Raw genomic sequence first — 21,336 nt, forward strand, 5'->3', positions numbered from 1 at the left:
AAAATCGCTGAAAATTTTGTGCAAACACTTGACTTTTCTCCGAAAGTATTGTACTATGTATAAGCACTTGCGAGAGCAAGTTAAAACGCGATGATACCGGAGATTGCTGCTATGAGCAGGTAACTTCGGTGGAGTAGGTCCGACAATCGGGCGGTTGAGATAACTGCTATCAGCTGAATTCAGATATTCAGCAAAAACGCAATGTTCATGCGTAAATTCGGGACTCGCGGCGCGTGCGCCGTCAAGCCGATGGTTTGAACCACTTACGTTTCTTATCGTGACCGGATTGTTGCGCTGCGGAGTCAGTGCGCCCGGTTATTTTCATGCCCGTTGCGTGATACGCACGGCGGAGTTGCAGTTTCTCTCCGTAGCGAGTCAAAACATTATTTAATGTATGGCACACATACGAGGAGGAAATTCCACAATGGCAAACGCACAGAAGATTCGCATTCGCCTGAAGGCGTATGATCACGAGCTGATCGACCAGTCCGCAGAGAAGATCATCGAGACCGCTAAGCGCAACGGCGCTAAGGTTTCCGGCCCGATCCCGCTGCCGACCGAGAAGCAGATCGTTACCATCCTGCGTGCTGTTCACAAGTACAAGGATTCTCGTGAGCAGTTCGAGCGCCGCACCCACAAGCGCCTGATCGACATCATCAACCCGAATCAGGCTACCATCGAGGCTCTGACCACTCTCGACCTGCCGGCTGGCGTCGAGTTCGAGGTTAAGCTCTAATTTAAGTCAACAAGCTGACCGGATTAACCCACCGGCGGTTTGAAGCCCTGCCGCGACACGCGCGGCGAGGTCATGTTGGCGGTCAAATGCCGTCAACCAATAACCTTTAAGGAGGAAAAACAAATGCTGAACAAAGCAATCATCGGCAAGAAGGTCGGTATGACCCAGATCTTCAATGCTGACGGCAAGGTTATCCCCTGCACCGTAATCGAAGCAGGTCCTTGCGTTGTAACTCAGCTCAAGACTGAAGAGAAGGACGGCTACAATGCTGTACAGTTCGGTTTTGAGGATGTTAAGGAAGCTCGCCTGAACAAGCCCCAGAAGGGTCACCTGAAGAAGGCTGGCGACTCCCTGAAGAAGTACCTGAAGGAGTTCCGTTTTGAGGACTGCACTCCGTTCCAGCTCGGCGATGTTGTTAAGGCTGACATGTTCGTTACCGGCGATTATGTTGACGTTACCGGCACTTCCAAGGGCAAGGGCTACGCTGGCGTAATCAAGCGCTTCAACGCATCCCGCCTGAAGGAAACCCACGGTACCGGCCCTGTACACCGCCATGCGGGTTCTATGGGCGCTTGCTCTGATCCGTCCAAGATCATGAAGGGCAAGATGATGCCGGGTCATATGGGCGCTGAGCAGGTTACTGTTCAGAACCTGGACGTTGTAAAGGTTGACGCTGAGCTTAACCTGATCGCCGTTTGCGGCGCAGTTCCGGGCCCGAAGGGCGGCATCGTAGTGCTGAAGAACACCGTTAAGAACAACAAGGTTGCCAAGGGCGAGGCTGGCATCAGCAAGAACCCGCAGAAGGCTTCCGCAAGAAAGTAAGGGAAGGAGGAGCAAATCATGCCTACAGTAGCAGTTTTTGATATGACCGGTAAGAAGACCGGCGAGATGGAGCTGAACGCGGCTGTTTTCGGTATCGAGCCGAACATGACCGTTGTACACGCTGCAGTAAAGAATTATCTGGCTAACCAGCGTCAGGGCACTCAGTCCACGCTGACCCGCGCCGAGGTTCGTGGCGGCGGCATCAAGCCGTGGCGTCAGAAGGGCACCGGCCGTGCTCGTCAGGGTTCTATCCGCTCTCCGCAGTGGACCCATGGTGGTATTGCCCTCGGCCCGAAGCCCCGTTCCTACAACTACAGCCTGACCAAGAAGACCAAGCGTCTGGCTATGCTGTCCGCTCTGTCTGCAAAGGCAGCAGCAGGCGAGATCATCGTAATCGATGGCCTGGATATGGGCGAGATCAAGACCAAGTCCTTCGTTGGTTTCCTGAACGCAGTTGAGGCAACCGGCAAGAGCCTGGTAGTTACTCCGGAAGTTCGCGTAAACGTAGTTAAGTCTGCGGCAAACATCCCGGGCGTACGCACCACGATCGCGTCTACCCTCAATGTATACGACATCCTCAATGCTGACAAGTTCATCATCGACAAGGCAGCAGTTGAGAAGCTGCAGGAGGTATACGCATAATGAAGTACGCATACGACATTATCAAGAAGCCGATCATCACTGAGCGTTCCATGATGGGCGCACAGGACAACAAGTACACCTTCGAAGTAGCGATCGATGCCGGCAAGGTAGAGATCAAGAAGGCTGTAGAGGAGATCTTCGGCGTTAAGGTTGCCAAGGTTAACACCATCAAGCTGCCGGGCAAGTGGAAGCGCATGGGCGTTCACGTTGGCAAGCGTTCCGACATCAAGAAGGCGATCGTAACCCTGACCGCTGACTCCAAGAAGATCGAGATCTTCGAGAACATGATGTAAAAACCACTTCGGCTGCTAAGGCGAGCCTGAGTGTTCCCGCGAAGCGGGTTTTCAATAGAATCTGCTTGCAGATTCATAAAAACCGGGAGCATGTATCACGGTTTTTATACAAGAGCGAAGAAAAGTTTCGCTGGTCGGAACTTTTCACAGCCTTGGTTTCATCCGCGCTGTGCGCGGTGGAACCTCTCTCGTTTGAAAACGTGTTTTCAAACGAAGTAATTGTATGGGGAAGCCACCCCGATAATAACGTATCAAGGAGTTGAAATTCCAAATGGCTATCAAGACTTTCAACCCGACGACGCCCTCGCGCAGAAATATGACTGTGCTTTCCTACAAGGGTCTGTCTAAGGTGAAGCCCGAGAAGAGCCTTCTCGAAAAGGTCAAGAAGACCGCTGGCCGCAACAGCTACGGCCGCATCACCGTTCGCCACATCGGCGGCGGCAACAAGAAGAAGTACCGTATCATTGACTTCAAGCGTCAGAAGCTCGACGTTTATGCCGAGGTTAAGACCCTGGAGTATGATCCGAACCGTTCCGCTAACATCGCTCTCATTCAGTACGAGGACGGCGAGAAGGCATATATCCTCGCTCCCGAGGGCCTGAAGATCGGCGACAAGGTCGTTTCTTCCAAGGATGCCGACATCAAGCCCGGCAACTGCCTGCCGGTTGAGAACATTCCGGTTGGTACCATGATCCACAACATCGAGCTGTACCCGGGCAAGGGCGCACAGCTGGTTCGTTCCGCAGGCGTCGGCGCTCAGCTGATGGCTAAGGAAGGCGGCAAGGCAATGGTTCGTCTGCCCTCCGGTGAGCTGCGTTACGTCCGTCTGGACTGCAAGGCTACCATCGGCGTTGTTGGTAACTCTGATCATTCTAACGTACAGCTGGGTAAGGCTGGCCGTACCCGTCATCTGGGTATCCGCCCGACCGTTCGTGGTTCTGTAATGAACCCGTGTGATCACCCGCACGGCGGCGGCGAAGGCAAGAGCCCGATCGGTCGTCCGTCTCCGGTTACCCCGTGGGGCAAGCCGGCTATGGGTTACAAGACCCGCAAGAAGAACCACCGCACCGACAAGCAGATCGCTCGTCGTCGCAACGGCAAGTAAGAAAGGAGTTATCTTAATATGGGCAGAAGTGTTAAGAAAGGCCCTTTTGTGGCTCCTGAGCTTATCAAAAGAGTCGTTGAAATGAACGAAAAGGGCGAGAAGAAGGTCCTCAAGACCTGGTCCCGCGCTTCCACGATCTTCCCTGAGTTCGTCGGTCATACTATCGCAGTACACGACGGCCGCAAGCACGTTCCGGTATACGTTACCGAGGACATGGTTGGTCACAAGCTGGGCGAGTTTGCTCCCACCCGTACCTACAAGGGTCACGCGGGCAGCAAGACCTCCAATAACGGCAAGTAAGGAGGAGTTAAAGTAACATGGAAGCAAGAGCTATTGTACGCAACGTACGCATGACCCCGCGAAAGATCAAGCTGATCTGCGATCTGATCCGCGGCAAGGATGCGGGCGAAGCTATGGCCATCATCATGAATACCCCCAAGGCAGCATGCGAGCCGATGGAGAAGCTCCTCAAGAGCGCAGTTGCCAATGCCGAGAACAATCACGGCATGAACACCGACAAGCTTTACGTTAAGGAAGTTCACGTCGGTCCCGGTCCGATCATGAAGCGCGTTATGCCGCGTGCACAGGGCCGTGCATTCAGAATCCTCAAGAGAACCTCGCACGTAACGCTGGTTCTTGGCGAGAAAGAATAAGGGAGGGTAATCAATGGGCCAGAAAGTAAATCCGAACGGTCTCCGTGTCGGCGTTATCAAGAATTGGGATTCCCGTTGGTTCGCTAAGGACAATGTGTTCGGCGACCTCCTCGTGGAAGACTACGAGATCCGTAAGGATCTGAAGAAGCGTCTGTACGACGCAGGCGTTCCGGCGATCGAGATCGAGCGCAAGAACGACGAAATCAAGATCATGATCCAGTGCGCACGTCCCGGCATGGTTGTCGGCCGCGGCGGCGAGGACATCAAGAAGCTCGAAGAAGAGCTGACCAAGAAGTACGGCAAGAAGGTTCGCTGCTCCATCATCGAGATCAAGAACCCGGACACCAACGCTACCCTGGTTGCTGAGAACATTGCAGCTCAGCTCGAGAAGCGCATCGGTTTCCGCCGTGCAATGAAGCAGTCCATGGGCCGTGCAATGCGCATGGGCGCCAAGGGCATCAAGGTTTCCTGCGGCGGCCGTCTGGGCGGCGCGGAAATCGCACGCACCGAGCATTACCACGAGGGCACCATTCCGCTGCAGACCCTGCGTGCGGACATCGACTATGGTTTTGCTGAAGCTGCGACCACCTACGGCCGCATCGGTGTTAAGGTATGGATCTACAAGGGTGAGGTTCTCCACGGCGGTCCGCGTCTGGGTCGCTCCATTGAAGCTCCGAAGCCGGCATTCGAGCGCCGCGATCGTCGCGGTGACCGTCGCGGCCGTCGTGACTTCAACCGTGGCGAGCGTCGTGCTCCCCGTCAGGAAGGAGGCAACCGTTAATGCTGCTCCCTAAGAGAGTTAAGTATCGTCGCGTTCATCGCGGCCGTATGACCGGTAAGGCTACCCGCGGTAACTTCGTATCGAACGGTGAGTTCGGTATCCAGGCTACCGAGCCGTGCTGGATCACCTCGAATCAGATCGAGGCAGCCCGTATCGCTATGACCCGTTACACCAAGCGTGGCGGTCAGGTATGGATCAAGATTTTCCCCGACAAGCCGGTTACCAAGCATCCGGCTGGTGCTCGAATGGGTTCCGGTAAGGGCGCACCCGAGTACTGGGTTGCAGTAGTTAAGCCGGGCCGTGTACTGTTTGAGATCGCAGGCGTTTCCGAGGAAGTTGCTCGTGAGGCACTGCGTCTGGCAAGCCACAAGCTGCCCTGCAAGACCAAGTTCGTTGCCCGTGAGAAGAATGGCGGTGAAGCATGATGAAGGCATCTGAGATCAGAGAACTGACGGCTGAGGAGCTGTCTGCAAAGCTCGGTGAGCTGAAGAAGGACCTCTTCAACCTCCGTCTGCAGCTCGCTACCAATCAGCTCGACAACACCAACAAGATCAATGAAGTCAAGCACGACATTGCTCGTATCAATACCGTTATCCGCGAGAAGCAGATCGCGGAGAAGGCATAAGGGAGGGAAACGAATATTATGAGCGAAAGAGCATTACGCAAAACGCGAGTAGGCAAGGTCGTTTCCGATAAGATGGATAAGACCATTGTCGTAGCAATTGAGGATCGTGTAGCACATCCTCTGTACAAGAAGGTTATTCCGCACACCTATAAGCTGAAGGCACACGACGAGAACAACGAGTGTGGCATCGGTGATAAGGTTAAGGTGATGGAGACCCGTCCGCTGTCCAAGGACAAGCGCTGGCGCCTGGTCGAGATCATCGAGAAGGCAAAGTAAGGAGGAGAGCACATGGTTCAGCAGGAAAGCTTTCTGCGTGCAGCTGACAACAGCGGCGCAAAGGAACTGAAGGTAATCCGTGTTCTCGGCGGCTCCGCACGCAAGTACGGTAACATCGGTGACGTAGTTGTTTGCTCGGTGCGCAAGTGCACCCCGGGCGGCGGCGTAAAGAAGGGCGATGTCGTTAAGGCAGTTATCGTCCGCACCGTTAAGGGCCTGCGCCGCGCTGACGGCAGCTATATCCGCTTTGACGAGAACGCTGGCGTTATCATTCGTGATGACAAAAACCCCCGCGGCACCCGTATCTTTGGGCCTGTCGCTCGTGAGCTGCGTGACAAGGATTACATGAAGATCCTGTCGCTTGCTCCGGAAGTACTGTAAGGAGGTCGCCAACAAATGAACAATTTGCACGTTAAGACGGGCGACACCGCAGTCGTTCTTTCCGGCAAGGAAAAGGGCAAGCGCGGCAAGATCCTGTCCGTAAACCCGAAGAAGGGTATGGTAGTAATCGAAGGTGTGAACATGATCAAGTGCCACACCAAGCCCCGCCGTCAGGGTGAAACCGGCGGCATCATCGAGCGCGAGGGTGCGCTGCGTGCCTGCAAGGTAATGCGCGTATGCCCGAAGTGCGACAAGCCGACTCGTGTAGCGCACAAGTTCACCGAGAACGGCACTAAGCTGACGGTGTGCAAGCACTGCGGCGAAACGCTTTAAGAAGAGGAGGTTGCAATAAATGGTTCCGAATATGAAAGCAAAGTATACTGCGGAAGTTGCGCCTGCTCTGATGAAGAAGTTTCAGTACGAGAGCGCAATGCAGATCCCGAAGCTCGACAAGATCGTAATCAACGTCGGCTGCGGTAAGGAAGCAAACGGTAACTCTAAGGTTATCGAGGCTATTGTCCGTGATATCACCCTGATCTCCGGCCAGAAGCCGATCATCACCCACGCTAAGAAGTCCATCGCAAACTTCAAGCTGCGTGACGGCATGCCGGTAGGCGTTAAGGTAACCCTGCGCCGTGACCGCATGTGGGAGTTCCTGGATCGTCTGTTCAACGTAGCTCTGCCGCGTGTACGCGACTTCCGCGGCATCAACGGCAACGCATTTGACGGCCGTGGCAACTACGCTCTGGGTCTGAACGAGCAGCTGATCTTCCCGGAAATTTCCTATGATCAGATCGACAAGATCCGCGGCATGAACATCGTTATCTGCACCACTGCAAATACCGATGAAGAAGCAAAGGAGCTGCTTACTCTGATGGGCGCTCCGTTTGAGAAGTAAGGAGGAGAAGTTAAATGGCTAAGAAGTCGATGGTTCTCAAGCAGCAGGCTAAGCCGAAGTTCTCCAGCCGAGCTTACAACCGCTGCAAGATTTGCGGCCGTCCGCACGCTTACCTGCGTGATTTCGGTATCTGCCGTATCTGCTTCCGCGAGCTGGCTTACAAGGGCCAGATTCCGGGTGTCCGCAAGGCATCCTGGTAAGGAAAAGCGAAAAGAAAAGGAACCCGTTTGGGTTCCTTTTTTTATGCTTTAACGGTGGGCAGAGACCATTTCTGCACCGACTGATCGGGGCACGCGAACTGCGTAAGCGGCCTCGCCCCTAACGGGCGGCAGCCTTTTTCAGCACCGGCTGAGCGGGGTACGCGAACTGCCGCAGGCGTGTTCGCCCTTTCCGGGCGGGGAGTTTTTCGCTGCACCTCAGCGGGGAGTGCGCTGACGCCGCGCGGGCGCACAAGAGGGTAGACACCTGCGGTTTCCACCCTCTTGTGAATCTCCCCTTTCCCTTGGAGAGTCTGGCGCAGATTTCCTATATGTGACCGCTGCGAAAAAAGGGAACGATAGAGGATTTTTTCTACCGTAGGGGGGCACAGTGTGCTCCCATTTCTCTACCTATTTGCAGTGCCAGACAGTTTACTGCTACACAGGCGGTTTGGTCTCCGCAGGCGCGACACAAGGTGAATTGCCCGGAGGACAAGAGAGGGTCCCCTGGGGGATAGCAGTGTCGCGCAGCTCTTTGGCACGTTGTAACAGACGGCACCTAAGGATAAAATCCTATTGTGCAATATATCGTGTAGGGCGGGGTGCCCTCAGAAGGTGAATTGCCCAAAGGGCAAGAGAAGCCACCCTGGGGTGCCCCGCCGTTTTTAACGATCTGCTGTTATTTATATACGGTGAGGCGGTCGTTTCAGTATGAAAAAATCGTAATATATTGACTATTAAAACGAAAATCTCGTAGTTGCCTCTTGCATTTTCCCGCAAAATGTGTTTTAATAATTCTGTTATGAATATTCCAATGCGATGAGCAGGAAAAGTAACGCTGTGTTCCTCTTTCTCAGAGAGAACGGTCCCATGGCTGCAAGCCGTTTATCGAGGTATGGCGCGAAGTTCCCCTGTGAGCACCGGTGCTGAATAGATGCAGTAGGCGCCGGCGAAGTAACGCTCCGTTACCGGCGTTCAATGAGTGCCCGATTTTTTTCGGGAATCAGGGTGGTACCACGGAAGTTTTACGCCTTTCGTCCCTATTTTACGGGGACGGAAGGCGTTTTTTACGCTGTGAATGAGTGGCGAGATGACCCCATTCCGCCGTTTCTAACGTTGTGCACTCATTTATATGCGGCGGGGCACCCCGGGGTGGCTTCTCTTGCCCTTCGGGCAATTCACCTTCTGAGGTCGCTCTGCCCGGTATGCAACATTTCGCCGCCCTCAATTACAAAATCATATTCCAAAGGAGAATTGGTATGAAAGAAAAGCTGCAAGGCATTTTGCAGACCGCGAAGGAGCAGCTCGCTGCCGCGAAGGATTCGCGCGCGCTGGACGAGGCCCGCGTTAAGTTCCTCGGCAAAAAGGGTGAGCTGACCGCGCTGCTCAAGGGCATGAAGGACGTTGCTGCAGAGGAGCGTCCGGTTGTTGGTCAGCTGATCAACGACGTTCGTGCGGAGATCGAAACCATCATTGACAAGCAGAAGAAGCTGATCGAGCAGGCTGCGCTCGAGAAGAAGCTGGAGGCGGAGACCATCGACGTTACCCTGCCGGGTGAGGACGTTGTCATCGGCAAGAAGCATCCGCTGAACATCGTGCTCGACGAGTTCAAGGAGATTTTCCTCGGTCTGGGCTTCTCGATTGCTGAGGGTCCGGAGGTTGAGCTGGATCACTACAACTTTGAGGCGCTGAACATTCCGAAGGACCATCCGGCACGCGACACGCAGGATACCTTCTATATTTCGGATAACGTTGTGCTCCGCACGCAGACCTCTCCGATGCAGGTCCGCACGATGGAAAAGCGCAAGCCGCCGATCCGCATTATTGCGCCGGGCCGTGTTTACCGTTCGGACGCCGTTGACGCAACCCACTCTCCGCTGTTCCATCAGATCGAGGGTCTGGTTGTCGATAAGGGCATCCGCATGAGCGACCTGAAGGGCATTCTCGAGCTGTTCGCAAAGAAGCTGTACGGCGAGGACACGGTTGTTCGTTTCCGTCCGCATCACTTCCCGTTCACCGAGCCGTCTGCGGAGATGGATATCCAGTGCTACCGCTGCCACGGTGAAGGCTGCCCGCTCTGCAAGGGCGAGGGCTGGATCGAGATCCTCGGCTGCGGCATGGTTCACCCCAAGGTGCTTGAGATGAGCGGCATCGACCCGAATGAATACTCCGGCTACGCCTTCGGCATCGGTCTGGAGCGTATGGTTATGGGCCGCTTCAAGATCGACGATATCCGTCTGTTCTATGAGAACGACGTTCGATTCCTGCACCAGTTCTAAACCTGCACCCGTAGGGCGGGATGACCTCATCCCGCCGCACTCTCCCGCATGTTACAAGCGATACGTATTATCGTAGGGCGCGACGACCCCGGCGCGCCGCTCGTAAGTATATGCAGGCGGCAAATACGGCGCGCCGAGTCGTCGCGCCCTACGGACAACAATAACACCAAAAGGAGTGTTCCTATCAATGAAACTGCCATTATCCTGGCTTTCGGATTATACCGATATGAACGGCATCACCCCGAAGGAGTATGATGCCAAGCTGACTATGTCCGGCTCCAAGGTCGAGGAGGTTTACTACCTCGGCGCGGAGATCGACAACGTTGTGACCGGCAAGATCCTCGAGGTTGTCGATCACCCGGATTCCGACCATCTGAAGATCTGCCAGCTCGATGTCGGCAAGGAGGAGCCGGTGCAGATCGTCACCGGCGCACCTAATGTAACGCCTGCGTCCGTTGGCGAGATCTGCCCGGTCTGCCTGCACAAGTCCACCCTGCCGGGCGGCGTGAAGATCACCAAGGGCAAGCTGCGCGGCGTGCCGTCCAACGGCATGATGTGCTCGTTCCAGGAGCTGGGTCTGTCCCACGGCTGCGTACCGTATGCGTGCGAGAACGGCATCCTGTTCCTGCCGGCCGGCACTCCGGTTGGCGAGGACATCAAGAAGGTGCTCGGTCTGGACGACTGGGTTTCCGATTTTGAGATCACGTCCAACCGCCCGGACTGCCTGAGCGTGATCGGTCTGGCCCGCGAGACTGCGGCTACCTTCGACCGTCCGTTCAGCGTTAAGACCCCGGAGGTAAAGGGCGTTGGCGGCGACATCAACGAGTATATGTCGGTTGAGGTCAAGGACACCGACCTGTGCCCGCGCTACACCGCCCGCATTGTCAAGAATATCAAGATCGAGCCGTCTCCGGCGTGGATGCGCGAGCGTCTGCACGCCTGCGGCGTTCGCCCGATCAACAACATCGTTGATATCACCAACTATGTTATGCTCGAGTACGGCCAGCCGATGCATGCGTTCGACTACAAGTGCCTGTCCGACGGCCGCATTGTTGTCCGCCGTGCCCGCAATGGTGAGTCCATCCAGACTCTGGACGGCGTAGATCACGACCTGAGCGACAAGATGCTCGCCATCTGCGACAACGACAAGCCGGTTGCTGTTGCAGGCGTTATGGGCGGCGCAAACTCCGAGATTATGGACGACACCAAGACCGTCGTTTTCGAGTCCGCAAACTTCCATGGTGCTACCGTTCGTATCACCGCAAAGGCGCTCGGCATGCGTACCGAGGCCTCCGGCCGCTTTGAGAAGGGCCTTGACCCGCGCATGACCCTCGATGCGGTCAACCGTGCGTGCGAGCTGGTGGAGCAGCTGGGCGCAGGCGAGGTCATCGACGGCATTATCGACGTTGACAACTCCGACCCGAACCATAAGCGTCTGCCGTTCGAGCCGGACAAGATGAACGCCCTGCTCGGTCTGGAGCTGCCCGCTGAGGAGCAGGTAAAGCTGCTTGAGAAGCTGGACTTCAAGATCGAGAATAACGAGGTCGTTGTGCCGTTCTTCCGCACCGACATCAACCGCATGTGCGACGTGGCTGAGGAGGTTGCCCGCATGTACGGCTACGACAAGATCCCGACCACGCTGTACGCAGGCGAGATGGTACAGGGTGAGTTCACGCCGTCTCAGCAGGCGGAGCGCGCTGCCGCTCTGGTTTGCCGCGAGGCAGGCTTTGACGAGTCCATGAGCCATTCGTTCATCTCCCCGAAGTTCTACGACATGATCGGCTGGGATGAGAACGACCCGCGCCGTATCTCCACCACCATCCTCAACCCGCTTGGTGAGGATTTCAGCGTAATGCGCACCACCGTGCTGCCGTCCATGCTGGATAATCTGGCGCACAACCACGCACACCGCAACCCGACCGCTTCGCTGTACGAGCTGGGCACCATCTACACCCCGACCGTCAAGGACGGCAAGGCTGACCCGGACGTACTGCCGCACGAGGAGAAGATCCTGACCCTCGGCAGCTACGGCCGCCTGTCGTTCTTCCAGTTCAAGGGTGCCATCGAGGCGCTGCTGCGTGAGCTGAACATCAAGGGTGCATCCTTCGCACCGGAGAAGACCAACCCGTCCTATCACCCGGGCCGCTGTGCCAAGGTGCTTATTGACGGCAAGGAGATCGGCGTATTCGGCACCATTCATCCGACCGTTGCCGCACGCTACGGTCTGTCCGGCGAGGTACTCGCTGCCGAGCTGCAGATGGACGCGCTGCTGGCTGCCATCGACCCGGAGAAGCTGTATCATCCGCTGCCCAAGTTCCCGGCATCCACCCGCGATATCGCGGTTCTGGTTGATGATGCCGTTCCGGCGGCTTCCATGCAGGCCGCTGTTGAGAAGGCGGCAGGCAAGCTGCTCGAGAACGTCAAGCTGTTCGATGTTTACAAGGGCAAGGGCATCCCGGAGGGCAAGAAGTCTGTTGCATATTCGCTGTCCCTGCGCGCACCCGACCGTACCCTCACCGATGAGGAGTGCGACAAGGCAATGCGTGCCGCTATCTCGGCGCTCGAGACCGAGTTCGGCGCGCAGCTGCGCGGCTAAATTCCTGAATTGGATAGAAAAAGAGCAGATGCTTGGCATCTGCTCTTTTTTTGTGTGCTTATTCTTCGGGTTCCTCGTACGGGTCGTTGTATACCCATTCGACGACTTTACTGCCGTCCGGCAGCTTGACATTCGGCGCAGAATCCGACGGGGAAGAGGAAAGGGTCAGGTCAACGGTCACAATACTGTCATTTTTCTTGTGCTGCGACAGCTTGATGCGGCAATCCTGCAGATTACCGGAAAATTCAAAGGTGGTCAGCGTGACGCTCTTCCAGTATTCCTCGCGCTTTTCAAACGCAGCAGAGAACGAACCGTTTGCTATATCCAGCGTGAAGGTCGTGTTCTGCGTTGTACCATAGCCGTCGTCTGTTTCGGATTTTGCGGTATACCTGGTGCCGCTGCGCGTGAACAGCTCATCACCGAAGATTGCAGCAAGATAGTTTGCATGTGCCTGCACACTTTCCCATAAAAATTCAAAATTTCTGTTTTCGTCTTCCTGCTCCATTGAGGTAACAATCGCATCACCGGCAGAGGTAAGCGAAAAGTCCCGCAACTCATCAAGCTGGTTTGTTGTGCCGACGATTGGCTCGAGCAGTTCAAACGAGTGGATATGCAGCCACGCACCGTTGGCCATTGCGGTAACGTTCTCTTCATTGTCGTAACCGCTTGCAACAAGCAGCTTGGCAAGGGATGGACAGCGCAGATAGAGCGAACCGCTAGACGGGTCGCACAGGAAATCCACGCGGATATCTTTGAGCGAAGCCTTGAGCATCGTCAGCGCTGTCGCAGAAAGCAGATTGTCTGTGTCGGTATCAAGCAGCAGGTCGGCCAGCATGCGCAGGTCGGCAGTAGCTGTCAGTTGTAGGTTTTGTCCTTGAGACAAAATAGTGACATTGGCGTTTGCATTGTAATCCTTGTTGCCGTCCACAGTGTCAAAGACCGTGTACAGTGCATTGACGGTCGCAACGCTCTTCAAGGCCGTTGCGGTATCCTGCTTGGGCTGTGCTTTAAGCCATTGATTGAGCACTGTAAATTTGCTGTTGACCTCTGCAATGAGTGCAGCACGGTCATACAGCACAGCAGTGTGATAATAGTCATCCCACAGGACATTCAAGCCAAACGCTTCAGCGAAAAAGCGTACCGGAACATAGGTTCTGCTGCTTTTCTTGTACGGTGCGGTGTCAATTTCAGTGGTTTTGAGTGTTTTTCCGGTCTTGTCGTCCACAATAGTAAGCTGCTTGCTGCCGAGTGCGAACGAAAGCGTTTGTCCATCTTTTTTTGCGGTAATGGCACCGGAATCATAGCTTACCTCAGCACCAAATGCTTCTGCAATGGCGCGGAACGGCACCATGATACGGCCGTTTACCTTTTCGGGTTTGGTATCGGTAAAGCGGATATTCTTGCCGTTCAGCTGTACGGTGAGCTGCTTGCGCATGTCATCGTCCTTTTCGTGAACGAACGAGCATGCCACATCACGCAGATAGTCATCACGGCTGTCCCATATGCCGTATTCGATTGCCAGATCAAGGTGCTCCCAGCTGTCGAAGTTGCCGCATTCCAGTGCACGCTTCGGGTCAGCTTTTAATTCCTGCAAAGCTGTGCGGTAGATGTCGCTGACCTCGTCATAATCCAGCATGTACCATTCCCAGTCATTGCTCTGCATGAACGCCTCCGCGCTGTCGTACCCAAACTGCTGATACATCGGCGGGGTGGTGTCCAGCGCGAGTGCGCTCGGCGCAGAGCCTGCCAGCAGCAGTGCAGCCAGTGCCGCAGAGGCAAATCGTTTCATCTTTTTCATGTCGTAACCCCCTCATGTTGGTGTTACTACCATTGTACAGGAAATCGGTAGGGGTTGTCTACCTGTAACCTGCCGCAAATTGGCAGAGAAAAATCGGCATATTGCCCATGCAGCCGCATAGGGTAGAGCAAGGGAGGGCACTGCTATGTTTATCACGATCACACGCACGGGTCTGCGCCGAATCGGTGTGGGACTTAGCGCTTTTGCGGTTCTGACTGCGGTTTTCATTCTGTTTCCGCGCGAAAATGCTCAGCCGGCAGCCGCCGAACAGGCATCTCACGCATCTGTCAGTGACTGGGGATTATCGTTCCAGACCGAGGGACAGCCGCCGGTCGGTAATGTCTCCGCCGAGGAACTGCGGCAGTACAACGCGTTTTACGTCGGTGATACGAGCAAAAAGACCATCTACCTGACGTTCGACGCGGGCTACGAGAATGGCTGCACGCCTGCCATTCTGGATGCGCTCAAAAAGCATAACGCGCCTGCCTGCTTTTTCGTGGTGGGCAACTTTATTGATACCGCACCGGATCTTGTAAAGCGCATGGCCGCAGAAGGGCATATTGTGGGCAACCACACGCTGCACCATCCGGATATGTCCGGCATTGCGGATAAGAGCGCGTTTACGGCGGAGCTGAACGGTCTTGAGGAGAAATACACCGCGCTGACCGGTCAGCCGATGCAGAAATTTTATCGTCCGCCGCAGGGCAAGTTCAGCGAGGAGAATCTCCGGCAGGCACAGGAGCTGGGGTATACCACGGTTTTCTGGTCGCTCGCGTATGTGGACTGGTACACGGACAATCAGCCGACCGATGAGCAGGCATTCTCCAAGCTGCTTCCGCGGATACATAACGGGGCCATCGTGCTGCTGCATTCCACCAGTGAGACCAATGCGAGGATTCTCGATGAATTGCTGACCAAGTGGGAGAGTGCGGGTTATGCCTTTGGCTCGCTGACAGACCTTGCATCCGGCTAAACCGCAGGGTGTGACAAGGTAAAATAAAACCCTCTCTGGATTTTCAGAGAGGGTTTTGTGCATTGTTTGCTTTTACGGCATCATGGTGCGGCCTTCAAACTCGGCGCGGCGCTTGATGTCCTTCATGACGGTATCGAACTGGTTGAGGTCGAGCGACTGCGCACCGTCGCAGAGGGCGTGCGCGGGGTCGTTATGCGCCTCGATGATCAGGCCGTCAGCACCGGCAGCGATGGCTGCGCGGGACAGCGGCTGCACCATATCACGGCGGCCTGCTGCGTGGGACGGGTCGATGATGATGGGCAGGTGGCTGAACATTTTAACCAGCGGAACAGCGGAGATATCCAGATTATTGCGGATCAGCTTTTCAAAGGTACGGATGCCGCGCTCGCACAGGATAACATTGGTATTGCCGCCTGCGAAAATGTACTCGGCAGCCATGAGGAACTCCTCCATGGTGGCGGACAGACCGCGCTTGAGGAGGATCGGCTTGTTCGAGCGGCCCAGCTCCTTCAGCAGCATGAAGTTCTGCATATTGCGGGCACCAAGCTGGATGATATCCACATCCGCGAATAGGTCGAGGTGCTTTTCGCTCATGATCTCGGTGACGATCGGCAGACCGGTCTGACGCTTTGCCTCGAGCAGCAGCTTGAGACCCTCGGCCTCCAGACCCTGGAACGAGTACGGGGAGGTACGCGGCTTGAATGCGCCGCCGCGCAGGAAGGATGCACCGGCAGCCTTGACGCGCTCGGCACACTCGACGATCTGTGCTTCGTTCTCGACCGAGCACGGACCTGCCATAACATTGAAGTAGCCGGTGCCGATCTTGCGGCCCGCAACCTCGATGATCGTGTCCTCGGGATGGAATTTGCGGTTGACGGCCTTAAACGGCTCGGTCACGCGCTGTACACGCTCGACCACGTCATACGCCATAATGTCCCTTTCATCGAGCCGGGTCGTGTCGCCCATCAGGCCCAGGATGGTGGTATCTGCGCCCTCGGAATAGTTGATCCGCAGCCCCATATCCGTGAAATGCTGCATCAGTTTTTCGACATGTCCTTTGTCGCTGTTATGTTTGAGTACAACGATCATTTCAGTTCACTCCTTCACAATGTGATAAATTTTAAGCAAGATTTACGGTACGCTTAAGGCAATACCGCATAATTGAACAAGAGTGATTTGCGAGCAAATTTTGCGTGCTGACAAGGCGCGGTTTTGCGGTAATACTTGATGTATTACCGTGAAATCGCAACAAAGTCAGGACACAAAATTTCCGCAAAGCACCGCGGCTTTAATTGTGCGGTGTTGCCTTGATTTTTCAGTTTTTTTACAGCGTACGATTTGAAGTATACCATATCAGAGGGCAAAAAGAAAGAGCGATTTACGACAAATCGCCCTTTGATTTCCCACGCTTTTTGCACATGGTTGCATTCTGCTAACCGGATGCTTACGATGCGTTTGCCGCCTCATCGGCCTTCAGCTCCTTGTATTTGGCGGTTACCGCGCTGCAGAACTCGTCCCAGCGGCCGCTGTTGATGAGGGTGGACGGGCAGATTTTGCCCGAAAAGTCCTGATGCTTTTTCAGTGCCTTGGACGGGTTCAGGTCGTACTCGATCAGCAGCCGCGCGCACAGCTTTTCGGTGTTGATGAGCGTCTGTTCGTAGTTGCCGTCCGAGTTGACGCACATTTCAATGCCGATGCCGTTCATGTTGCCGCCGTTCTTCTCCATGCCGTCGCCTGCGTGATAGGCAGTCTCATCATCCGGCAGATGGTGGTAGATCTCGTGATCGTCCACCGTGTAATGCCACGAAACAATGCCCTCCTCGGCGTTGGCGTTCTGGTGGATGAATGAGTTGTGCGCGGCCGCATTTGCGCCGGAGCCGGTGTTGTCGGTCTCGTGGATGACAAGATACTTGATCTCGCGCTTCTGTCCCGGACGGGCGCGTGTGCCCTCGGGAAGAAAGTCGGTCATCACCGGAATATCCTCAATGTAGGTCAGACCGGCGTCGGTCTGCGGCTCGCGGAACACGATCCTCTGTGTCAGCATGCCCGCCGCAAACGACACGATCATCAGTCCGACTGTCAGCATCAGGCTGACCCGAAGTCCCTTGCTTCTCTTTTTGCGTGCCATGATTCACCTTATCTTTTCAGAATGATATCGTCTTACTGTTCCATTGTACTACGTTTTACGCGATTTTTCAAAACAAAGACTGTAAACTTTTTGTGATGGCGACACCGTATAAGCGGATTCGGTATCAAATTCGTAAAATTTGCAAGATGAACTTGCATTTGTACGCGGATTCCCTTATAATAAAAGTTACTCGGAGAGGCGAAGCCTTTCAGCAGAATTTCTTTGACCGCCCGGTTTCTGCGCGAAAACGGTGCCAAGGCCATACGGACAGCCGGGTCAAATGCCGAAACTGGCAACTTTGTTGCCTTATTGAATTTTATAAGTTGGCTGACTAAAAGCCGTGTGCCGCGGGCGCATCACACTTGTGAAACGATCAATAAGAGTACAAAGGCAACACCGCACAATGAAGACTGCGGCGCTTTGCGGAAATTTTGCCCCCCTGATTTCGTTGTGATTTTTTGCAATACAGCAAGTATTGACGCAAAACCACGCCTTATCAGAGCACAAAATTTACTCGCAAATCGCTCTTGCTTCATTATGCGGTATTGCCTAAAAGTAACGATTCTTGCTATATAGACTCTTTCCTCTTCCATAAAACCTACGGAATGTGCAGAAGCATCTGCAAAAAGAGAATGATCATCCCCAAGTGAAAGCGTACCGTGTGTACCCCTTTCGCCTGGGGATTTTTTGGTATTGTGAGGATATGAAATGCAGAACAAGCTTAAACTTTACGGGTTCAACAACCTGACCAAGGCGCTGTCCTTCAACATTTATGATGTCTGCTATGCAAAGACCGAGCGCGAACAGCGTGACTACATCAAATATATCGACCAGCAGTACAACTCCGAACGACTGACCGGCATTCTCGAGCGGGTGACCGAGATGATCGGTGCGCATGTGCTGCACATTTCCAAGCAGGATTACGACCCGCAGGGCGCCTCCGTAACCTTTCTCATCGCGGAGGAGCACATGAAGCCCGCGCTCGAGCCGGATACCATTGTCGCGCACCTCGACAAGAGCCATGTTACCGTGCATACCTATCCGGAATATCATCCGGATACCTGCCTTGCCACCTTCCGCGTGGATATTGATGTTGCCACCTGCGGCGAGATCACGCCGCTGTCTACGCTCGATTACCTGATCGGCTCGTTCGATTCGGATATCATCACCATGGACTACCGCGTGCGCGGCTTTACCCGCGATATTGAGGGCAAAAAGCTGTTCATGGATCACCATATGACGTCCATTCAGGACTTTATCGACCCGAAAACGCTCGAGCGGTACGACGCCTACGACATTAACGTGTACCAGTCCAATCTGTTCCACACGAGAATGCTGCTCAAGGAGGTCGATCTGCAGAACTACCTGTTCAATACCGACATCTATGAGCTGCCGCCGAAAACAAGACTCAAGATTCACTCCGACCTGAGACGAGAGATGATTGAGATTTTCTCGGGGAAGAACATCTACTGATTTCGATTGAAAATACATTTTCAATCGAGAAAGACAAACCGAACGATGTTCGGATTTGTCTCACAATAAACTTTGCGCGTCGCTGCGCGGCACACAAAGTTTATTCCTTGTATAAAAACCGTGATACATGCTCCCGGTTTTTATCAATCTGCTGCGCAGATTGTATTTCATGCGCGCTTCGCGCGAAAGCGCAGCATATCATTCTCTGCCGAAAGAAGGCATTTTTATGGATCAATCCCGTGCGCCGATCATGGAGGCGCTCGAAAACTTCAAAGACATGCGCATTGTGCCGTTCGATGTACCCGGCCACAAGCGCGGACGCGGCTCACCGGAATTAACGAAATTCCTCGGTCAGCAGTGCATGACGGTGGACGTCAACTCGATGAAGCCGCTCGATAATCTGTGCCACCCGACCAGCGTTATCCGCGAGGCCGAGGAGCTGGCGGCGGATGCGTTCGGTGCGGCGCACGCCTTCCTGATGGTGGGCGGCACGACGAGCAGCGTACAGGCGATGATTCTCTCCGTGGTCAAACGCGGCGACGAGATCATCCTGCCGCGCAACGTACACCGCAGCGTCATCAACGCACTCGTACTGACCGGTGCGATTCCGGTTTACGTCAACCCGCAGATGAACGACCGGCTGGGCATTTCGCTCGGCATGTCGGTCGCGGACGTGAAGGCCGCCATTGAAAAGCACCCGTCCGCAAAGGCGGTGCTCGTCAACAACCCGACCTATTACGGCATCTGCTCGAACATCCGCGAGATTGTAAGGCTCGCGCACGCGGCAGGCATGAAGGTGCTGGCCGATGAGGCGCACGGCACGCATTTCTACTTCGGTGAGAATATGCCGGTCTCCGCGATGGCGGCGGGCGCGGATTTAGCATCCGTTTCCATGCACAAGTCGGGCGGTTCGCTCACGCAGTCCAGCTTTCTGCTGTGCGGCCCGTCGATGAACGCGGAGCACGTTCGCCAGATCATCAACCTGACCCAGACGACCTCGGGTTCGTACCTGCTGATGGTCAGCCTGGATATTTCGCGCAAGAACCTTGCCCTGCACGGCAAGGAGATCTTCCGAAAGGTCGTTGACCTGACGACCTATGCGCGTGAGGAGATCAACGCCCTCGGTGACTACTACGCCTACGGCAGCGAGCTGATCAACGGCGACACCGTGTACGATTTCGACACGACCAAGCTGGCCGTGAACACGCTGGATGTTGGTCTGGCGGGCATCGAGGTGTACGACATTCTGCGCGATTTTTACGATATTCAGACCGAGTTCGGTGATCTCGGCAACCTGCTCGCCTATGTTTCGGTGGGCGACCGAGAGCGCGACCTCGAACGTCTGGTAGCCGCTCTGGCGGACATTCGCCGCCGCTACAAGCGCGACAAGGCAACGCTCATGCGGCAGGAGTATATCTCTCCGCAGGTGGTCGCCGGCCCGCAGGAGGCGTTCTACGCGGACAAGAAGGCCATGCCGCTCGAGGAGTCGGTCGGACGCATCTGCGCGGAGTTTGTCATGTGCTATCCGCCCGGCATCCCGATCCTCGCGCCCGGTGAGCGTATCACCCGCGATATTCTTGATTATATTCGCTACGCCAAGGAAAAGAACTGCATGCTGCTCGGCACCGAGGACCCCGAGGTGAACAACCTGCAGGTCATCCGCGGCGTTGTCAGCCCGGAATAAAAGGAGCGTTTCATTCATGCAACTTACCTTTACTGAAATGCACACGCCGACGGTTGGGCTGCAGATACAGGTAGACCGTCAGCTTTACACCGAACAGAGCGACTTTCAGCGCATCGACGTGTTTGAATGCGAGGAATTCGGTCGGTTTCTCACGCTTGACGGCTACATGATGCTGACCGAGCGGGACGAGTTCATCTATCACGAAATGATGGTGCATGTGCCGCTGGCCGTGCTCGGTGAGAAGATTAAAAAGGTGCTCGTCATCGGCGGCGGTGACGGCGGCTGTGTCCGCGAGCTGTGCCGCTATCAGCACATCGAGCACATCGACCTTGTGGAGATCGACGAGCGCGTTGTTGCGGTCTGCAAGGAGTACCTGCCCGGTGTGGCGTGCTCACTGGACGACCCGCGCGTGCACATTCTCTATCAGGACGGATTAAAGTATATCCGCCGGATTGAGGACGAGTACGACCTTATCATCATCGACTCGACCGACCCGTTCGGCCCGGGCGAGGGTCTGTTCACCATGGAGTTCTACGGCAACTGCTACAAGGCGCTCAAGGAGCACGGCGTGCTCGTCAATCAGCACGAAAGCCCGTTCTACAAGGGCGATGCACTGGCGTGCCAGAGAGCGCACCGCAATATCGTGCACTCGTTTGAGCTGAGCCGTCTGTTTCAGGCACATATCCCGACCTACCCGTCCGGACACTGGCTGTTCGGCTTTTCGTCGCGCGGCGTGCATCCGGTGCGCGATTTGAATCCGGACTGGTGGAACAGTCTGGGACTGGAAACCAAATATTACAATACCAATCTGCACAAGGGCGCGTTCTATCTGCCGAATTATGTGCAGAAGCTGCTGGAAAAGGTAGAGTAACGTAGGCGTTGGACAACCGCTTTCTCTGCACCGGCTGACTGGGGCACACGAACTGCGTGAGCGTGTTCGCCCCTTCCGGGCGGCAGCCTTTTTTCAGCACCGGCTGAGCGGGGGACGCGAACTGC

The 21,336-nt window shown here is 55.1% G+C and carries 24 protein-coding genes and 1 other annotated feature; of the genes, 21 read left to right on the top strand and 3 right to left on the bottom strand.

Features of this window, described 5'->3' with window-relative positions:
* The first annotated feature begins 424 nt into the window (after nucleotides 1–424).
* The 17 genes from rpsJ (at nucleotide 425) to pheT (ending at nucleotide 12,284) form a co-directional block, all read left to right on the top strand.
* On the top strand, nucleotides 425–736 hold the full coding sequence (rpsJ, locus tag PG722_RS03745; RefSeq protein ID WP_054326972.1) for a 30S ribosomal protein S10: 312 nt from the start codon (nucleotides 425–427) through the stop codon (nucleotides 734–736).
* A gap of 126 nt (nucleotides 737–862) precedes the next feature.
* Nucleotides 863–1,558 carry a 50S ribosomal protein L3 gene (rplC, locus tag PG722_RS03750; protein WP_117491440.1) on the top strand — a complete coding sequence of 232 codons (696 nt, stop codon included), beginning with the start codon at nucleotides 863–865 and terminating at the stop codon, nucleotides 1,556–1,558.
* An 18-nt stretch (nucleotides 1,559–1,576) separates the two neighbouring features.
* The gene (rplD, locus tag PG722_RS03755; protein ID WP_117491403.1) at nucleotides 1,577–2,200 is read left to right on the top strand and encodes a 50S ribosomal protein L4; all 624 of its coding nucleotides are present in this window, start codon (nucleotides 1,577–1,579) and stop codon (nucleotides 2,198–2,200) included.
* The gene (rplW, locus tag PG722_RS03760) at nucleotides 2,200–2,493 is read left to right on the top strand and encodes a 50S ribosomal protein L23 (protein ID WP_110435211.1); all 294 of its coding nucleotides are present in this window, start codon (nucleotides 2,200–2,202) and stop codon (nucleotides 2,491–2,493) included. The genes rplD and rplW overlap by 1 nt, the downstream gene beginning before the upstream one ends.
* A gap of 271 nt (nucleotides 2,494–2,764) precedes the next feature.
* The gene (rplB, locus tag PG722_RS03765; RefSeq protein WP_118478294.1) at nucleotides 2,765–3,598 is read left to right on the top strand and encodes a 50S ribosomal protein L2; all 834 of its coding nucleotides are present in this window, start codon (nucleotides 2,765–2,767) and stop codon (nucleotides 3,596–3,598) included.
* An 18-nt stretch (nucleotides 3,599–3,616) separates the two neighbouring features.
* Nucleotides 3,617–3,898, top strand: coding sequence for a 30S ribosomal protein S19 (rpsS, locus tag PG722_RS03770; protein WP_110435209.1), 282 nt, complete (start codon nucleotides 3,617–3,619; stop codon nucleotides 3,896–3,898).
* A gap of 17 nt (nucleotides 3,899–3,915) precedes the next feature.
* On the top strand, nucleotides 3,916–4,251 hold the full coding sequence (rplV, locus tag PG722_RS03775) for a 50S ribosomal protein L22 (protein ID WP_110435208.1): 336 nt from the start codon (nucleotides 3,916–3,918) through the stop codon (nucleotides 4,249–4,251).
* Between the two features lie 13 nt (nucleotides 4,252–4,264).
* Entirely contained in the window at nucleotides 4,265–5,032 is a 768-nt protein-coding gene (rpsC, locus tag PG722_RS03780) for a 30S ribosomal protein S3 (RefSeq protein WP_116704663.1), read from the top strand.
* Nucleotides 5,032–5,457 carry a 50S ribosomal protein L16 gene (gene rplP, locus PG722_RS03785; RefSeq protein WP_110435206.1) on the top strand — a complete coding sequence of 142 codons (426 nt, stop codon included), beginning with the start codon at nucleotides 5,032–5,034 and terminating at the stop codon, nucleotides 5,455–5,457. The genes rpsC and rplP overlap by 1 nt, the downstream gene beginning before the upstream one ends.
* The gene (gene rpmC / locus PG722_RS03790; protein WP_110435205.1) at nucleotides 5,457–5,657 is read left to right on the top strand and encodes a 50S ribosomal protein L29; all 201 of its coding nucleotides are present in this window, start codon (nucleotides 5,457–5,459) and stop codon (nucleotides 5,655–5,657) included. Before rplP ends, rpmC begins: the two co-directional genes overlap by 1 nt.
* An 18-nt stretch (nucleotides 5,658–5,675) precedes the next feature.
* On the top strand, nucleotides 5,676–5,933 hold the full coding sequence (gene rpsQ, locus PG722_RS03795; protein ID WP_054326963.1) for a 30S ribosomal protein S17: 258 nt from the start codon (nucleotides 5,676–5,678) through the stop codon (nucleotides 5,931–5,933).
* Nucleotides 5,934–5,945: 12 nt separating this feature from the next.
* Nucleotides 5,946–6,314, top strand: a complete 369-nt coding sequence (gene rplN / locus PG722_RS03800) for a 50S ribosomal protein L14 (RefSeq protein ID WP_116704662.1) — start codon at nucleotides 5,946–5,948, stop codon at nucleotides 6,312–6,314.
* 15 nt (nucleotides 6,315–6,329) lie between these two features.
* Nucleotides 6,330–6,647: a 50S ribosomal protein L24 gene (gene rplX / locus PG722_RS03805; protein ID WP_110435203.1), complete on the top strand. Its 318-nt coding sequence runs from the start codon at nucleotides 6,330–6,332 to the stop codon at nucleotides 6,645–6,647.
* Between the two features lie 19 nt (nucleotides 6,648–6,666).
* The gene (rplE, locus tag PG722_RS03810; protein ID WP_117555184.1) at nucleotides 6,667–7,212 is read left to right on the top strand and encodes a 50S ribosomal protein L5; all 546 of its coding nucleotides are present in this window, start codon (nucleotides 6,667–6,669) and stop codon (nucleotides 7,210–7,212) included.
* Between the two features lie 14 nt (nucleotides 7,213–7,226).
* A complete protein-coding gene (locus PG722_RS03815) occupies nucleotides 7,227–7,412 on the top strand; it encodes a type Z 30S ribosomal protein S14 (protein WP_110435201.1) in 186 nt (61 codons plus the stop codon).
* 807 nt (nucleotides 7,413–8,219) lie between these two features.
* Nucleotides 8,220–8,454 (top strand) — a binding site (T-box leader).
* Between the two features lie 214 nt (nucleotides 8,455–8,668).
* Nucleotides 8,669–9,688: a phenylalanine--tRNA ligase subunit alpha gene (pheS, locus tag PG722_RS03820; protein WP_110435200.1), complete on the top strand. Its 1,020-nt coding sequence runs from the start codon at nucleotides 8,669–8,671 to the stop codon at nucleotides 9,686–9,688.
* A 187-nt stretch (nucleotides 9,689–9,875) separates the two neighbouring features.
* Nucleotides 9,876–12,284 carry a phenylalanine--tRNA ligase subunit beta gene (gene pheT / locus PG722_RS03825; protein WP_270579696.1) on the top strand — a complete coding sequence of 803 codons (2,409 nt, stop codon included), beginning with the start codon at nucleotides 9,876–9,878 and terminating at the stop codon, nucleotides 12,282–12,284.
* Between the two features lie 58 nt (nucleotides 12,285–12,342).
* On the opposite strand, the gene PG722_RS03830 is transcribed toward pheT, so the two are convergent.
* Nucleotides 12,343–14,082, bottom strand: a complete 1,740-nt coding sequence (locus tag PG722_RS03830) for a copper amine oxidase N-terminal domain-containing protein (protein WP_270579697.1) — start codon at nucleotides 14,080–14,082, stop codon at nucleotides 12,343–12,345.
* Nucleotides 14,083–14,227: 145 nt separating this feature from the next.
* Between PG722_RS03830 and pdaA the strand changes: the two genes are divergently transcribed.
* Nucleotides 14,228–15,055, top strand: a complete 828-nt coding sequence (gene pdaA / locus PG722_RS03835; protein WP_270579698.1) for a delta-lactam-biosynthetic de-N-acetylase — start codon at nucleotides 14,228–14,230, stop codon at nucleotides 15,053–15,055.
* Nucleotides 15,056–15,127: 72 nt separating this feature from the next.
* Here the strand turns inward: pdaA and aroF are convergent, their stop codons facing one another.
* Together aroF and PG722_RS03845 are read right to left on the bottom strand one after the other, a co-directional pair.
* Nucleotides 15,128–16,144, bottom strand: coding sequence for a 3-deoxy-7-phosphoheptulonate synthase (gene aroF, locus PG722_RS03840; protein ID WP_270579699.1), 1,017 nt, complete (start codon nucleotides 16,142–16,144; stop codon nucleotides 15,128–15,130).
* A 355-nt stretch (nucleotides 16,145–16,499) separates the two neighbouring features.
* Nucleotides 16,500–17,183, bottom strand: a complete 684-nt coding sequence (locus PG722_RS03845; RefSeq protein WP_118564053.1) for a peptidoglycan recognition protein family protein — start codon at nucleotides 17,181–17,183, stop codon at nucleotides 16,500–16,502.
* 708 nt (nucleotides 17,184–17,891) lie between these two features.
* Here PG722_RS03845 and speD point away from each other — a divergent pair.
* The 3 genes from speD (at nucleotide 17,892) to speE (ending at nucleotide 21,211) form a co-directional block, all read left to right on the top strand.
* A complete protein-coding gene (gene speD, locus PG722_RS03850; protein ID WP_110435194.1) occupies nucleotides 17,892–18,656 on the top strand; it encodes an adenosylmethionine decarboxylase in 765 nt (254 codons plus the stop codon).
* A 226-nt stretch (nucleotides 18,657–18,882) separates the two neighbouring features.
* Nucleotides 18,883–20,340: an aminotransferase class I/II-fold pyridoxal phosphate-dependent enzyme gene (locus PG722_RS03855; protein ID WP_110435193.1), complete on the top strand. Its 1,458-nt coding sequence runs from the start codon at nucleotides 18,883–18,885 to the stop codon at nucleotides 20,338–20,340.
* Between the two features lie 16 nt (nucleotides 20,341–20,356).
* Nucleotides 20,357–21,211, top strand: a complete 855-nt coding sequence (gene speE / locus PG722_RS03860) for a polyamine aminopropyltransferase (RefSeq protein WP_118359683.1) — start codon at nucleotides 20,357–20,359, stop codon at nucleotides 21,209–21,211.
* Nucleotides 21,212–21,336: the final 125 nt, after the last annotated feature.

The sequence above is a fragment of the Butyricicoccus sp. OF27-2pH9A genome, from assembly GCF_027693185.1.
Taxonomy (GTDB): domain Bacteria; phylum Bacillota; class Clostridia; order Oscillospirales; family Butyricicoccaceae; genus Agathobaculum; species Agathobaculum butyriciproducens.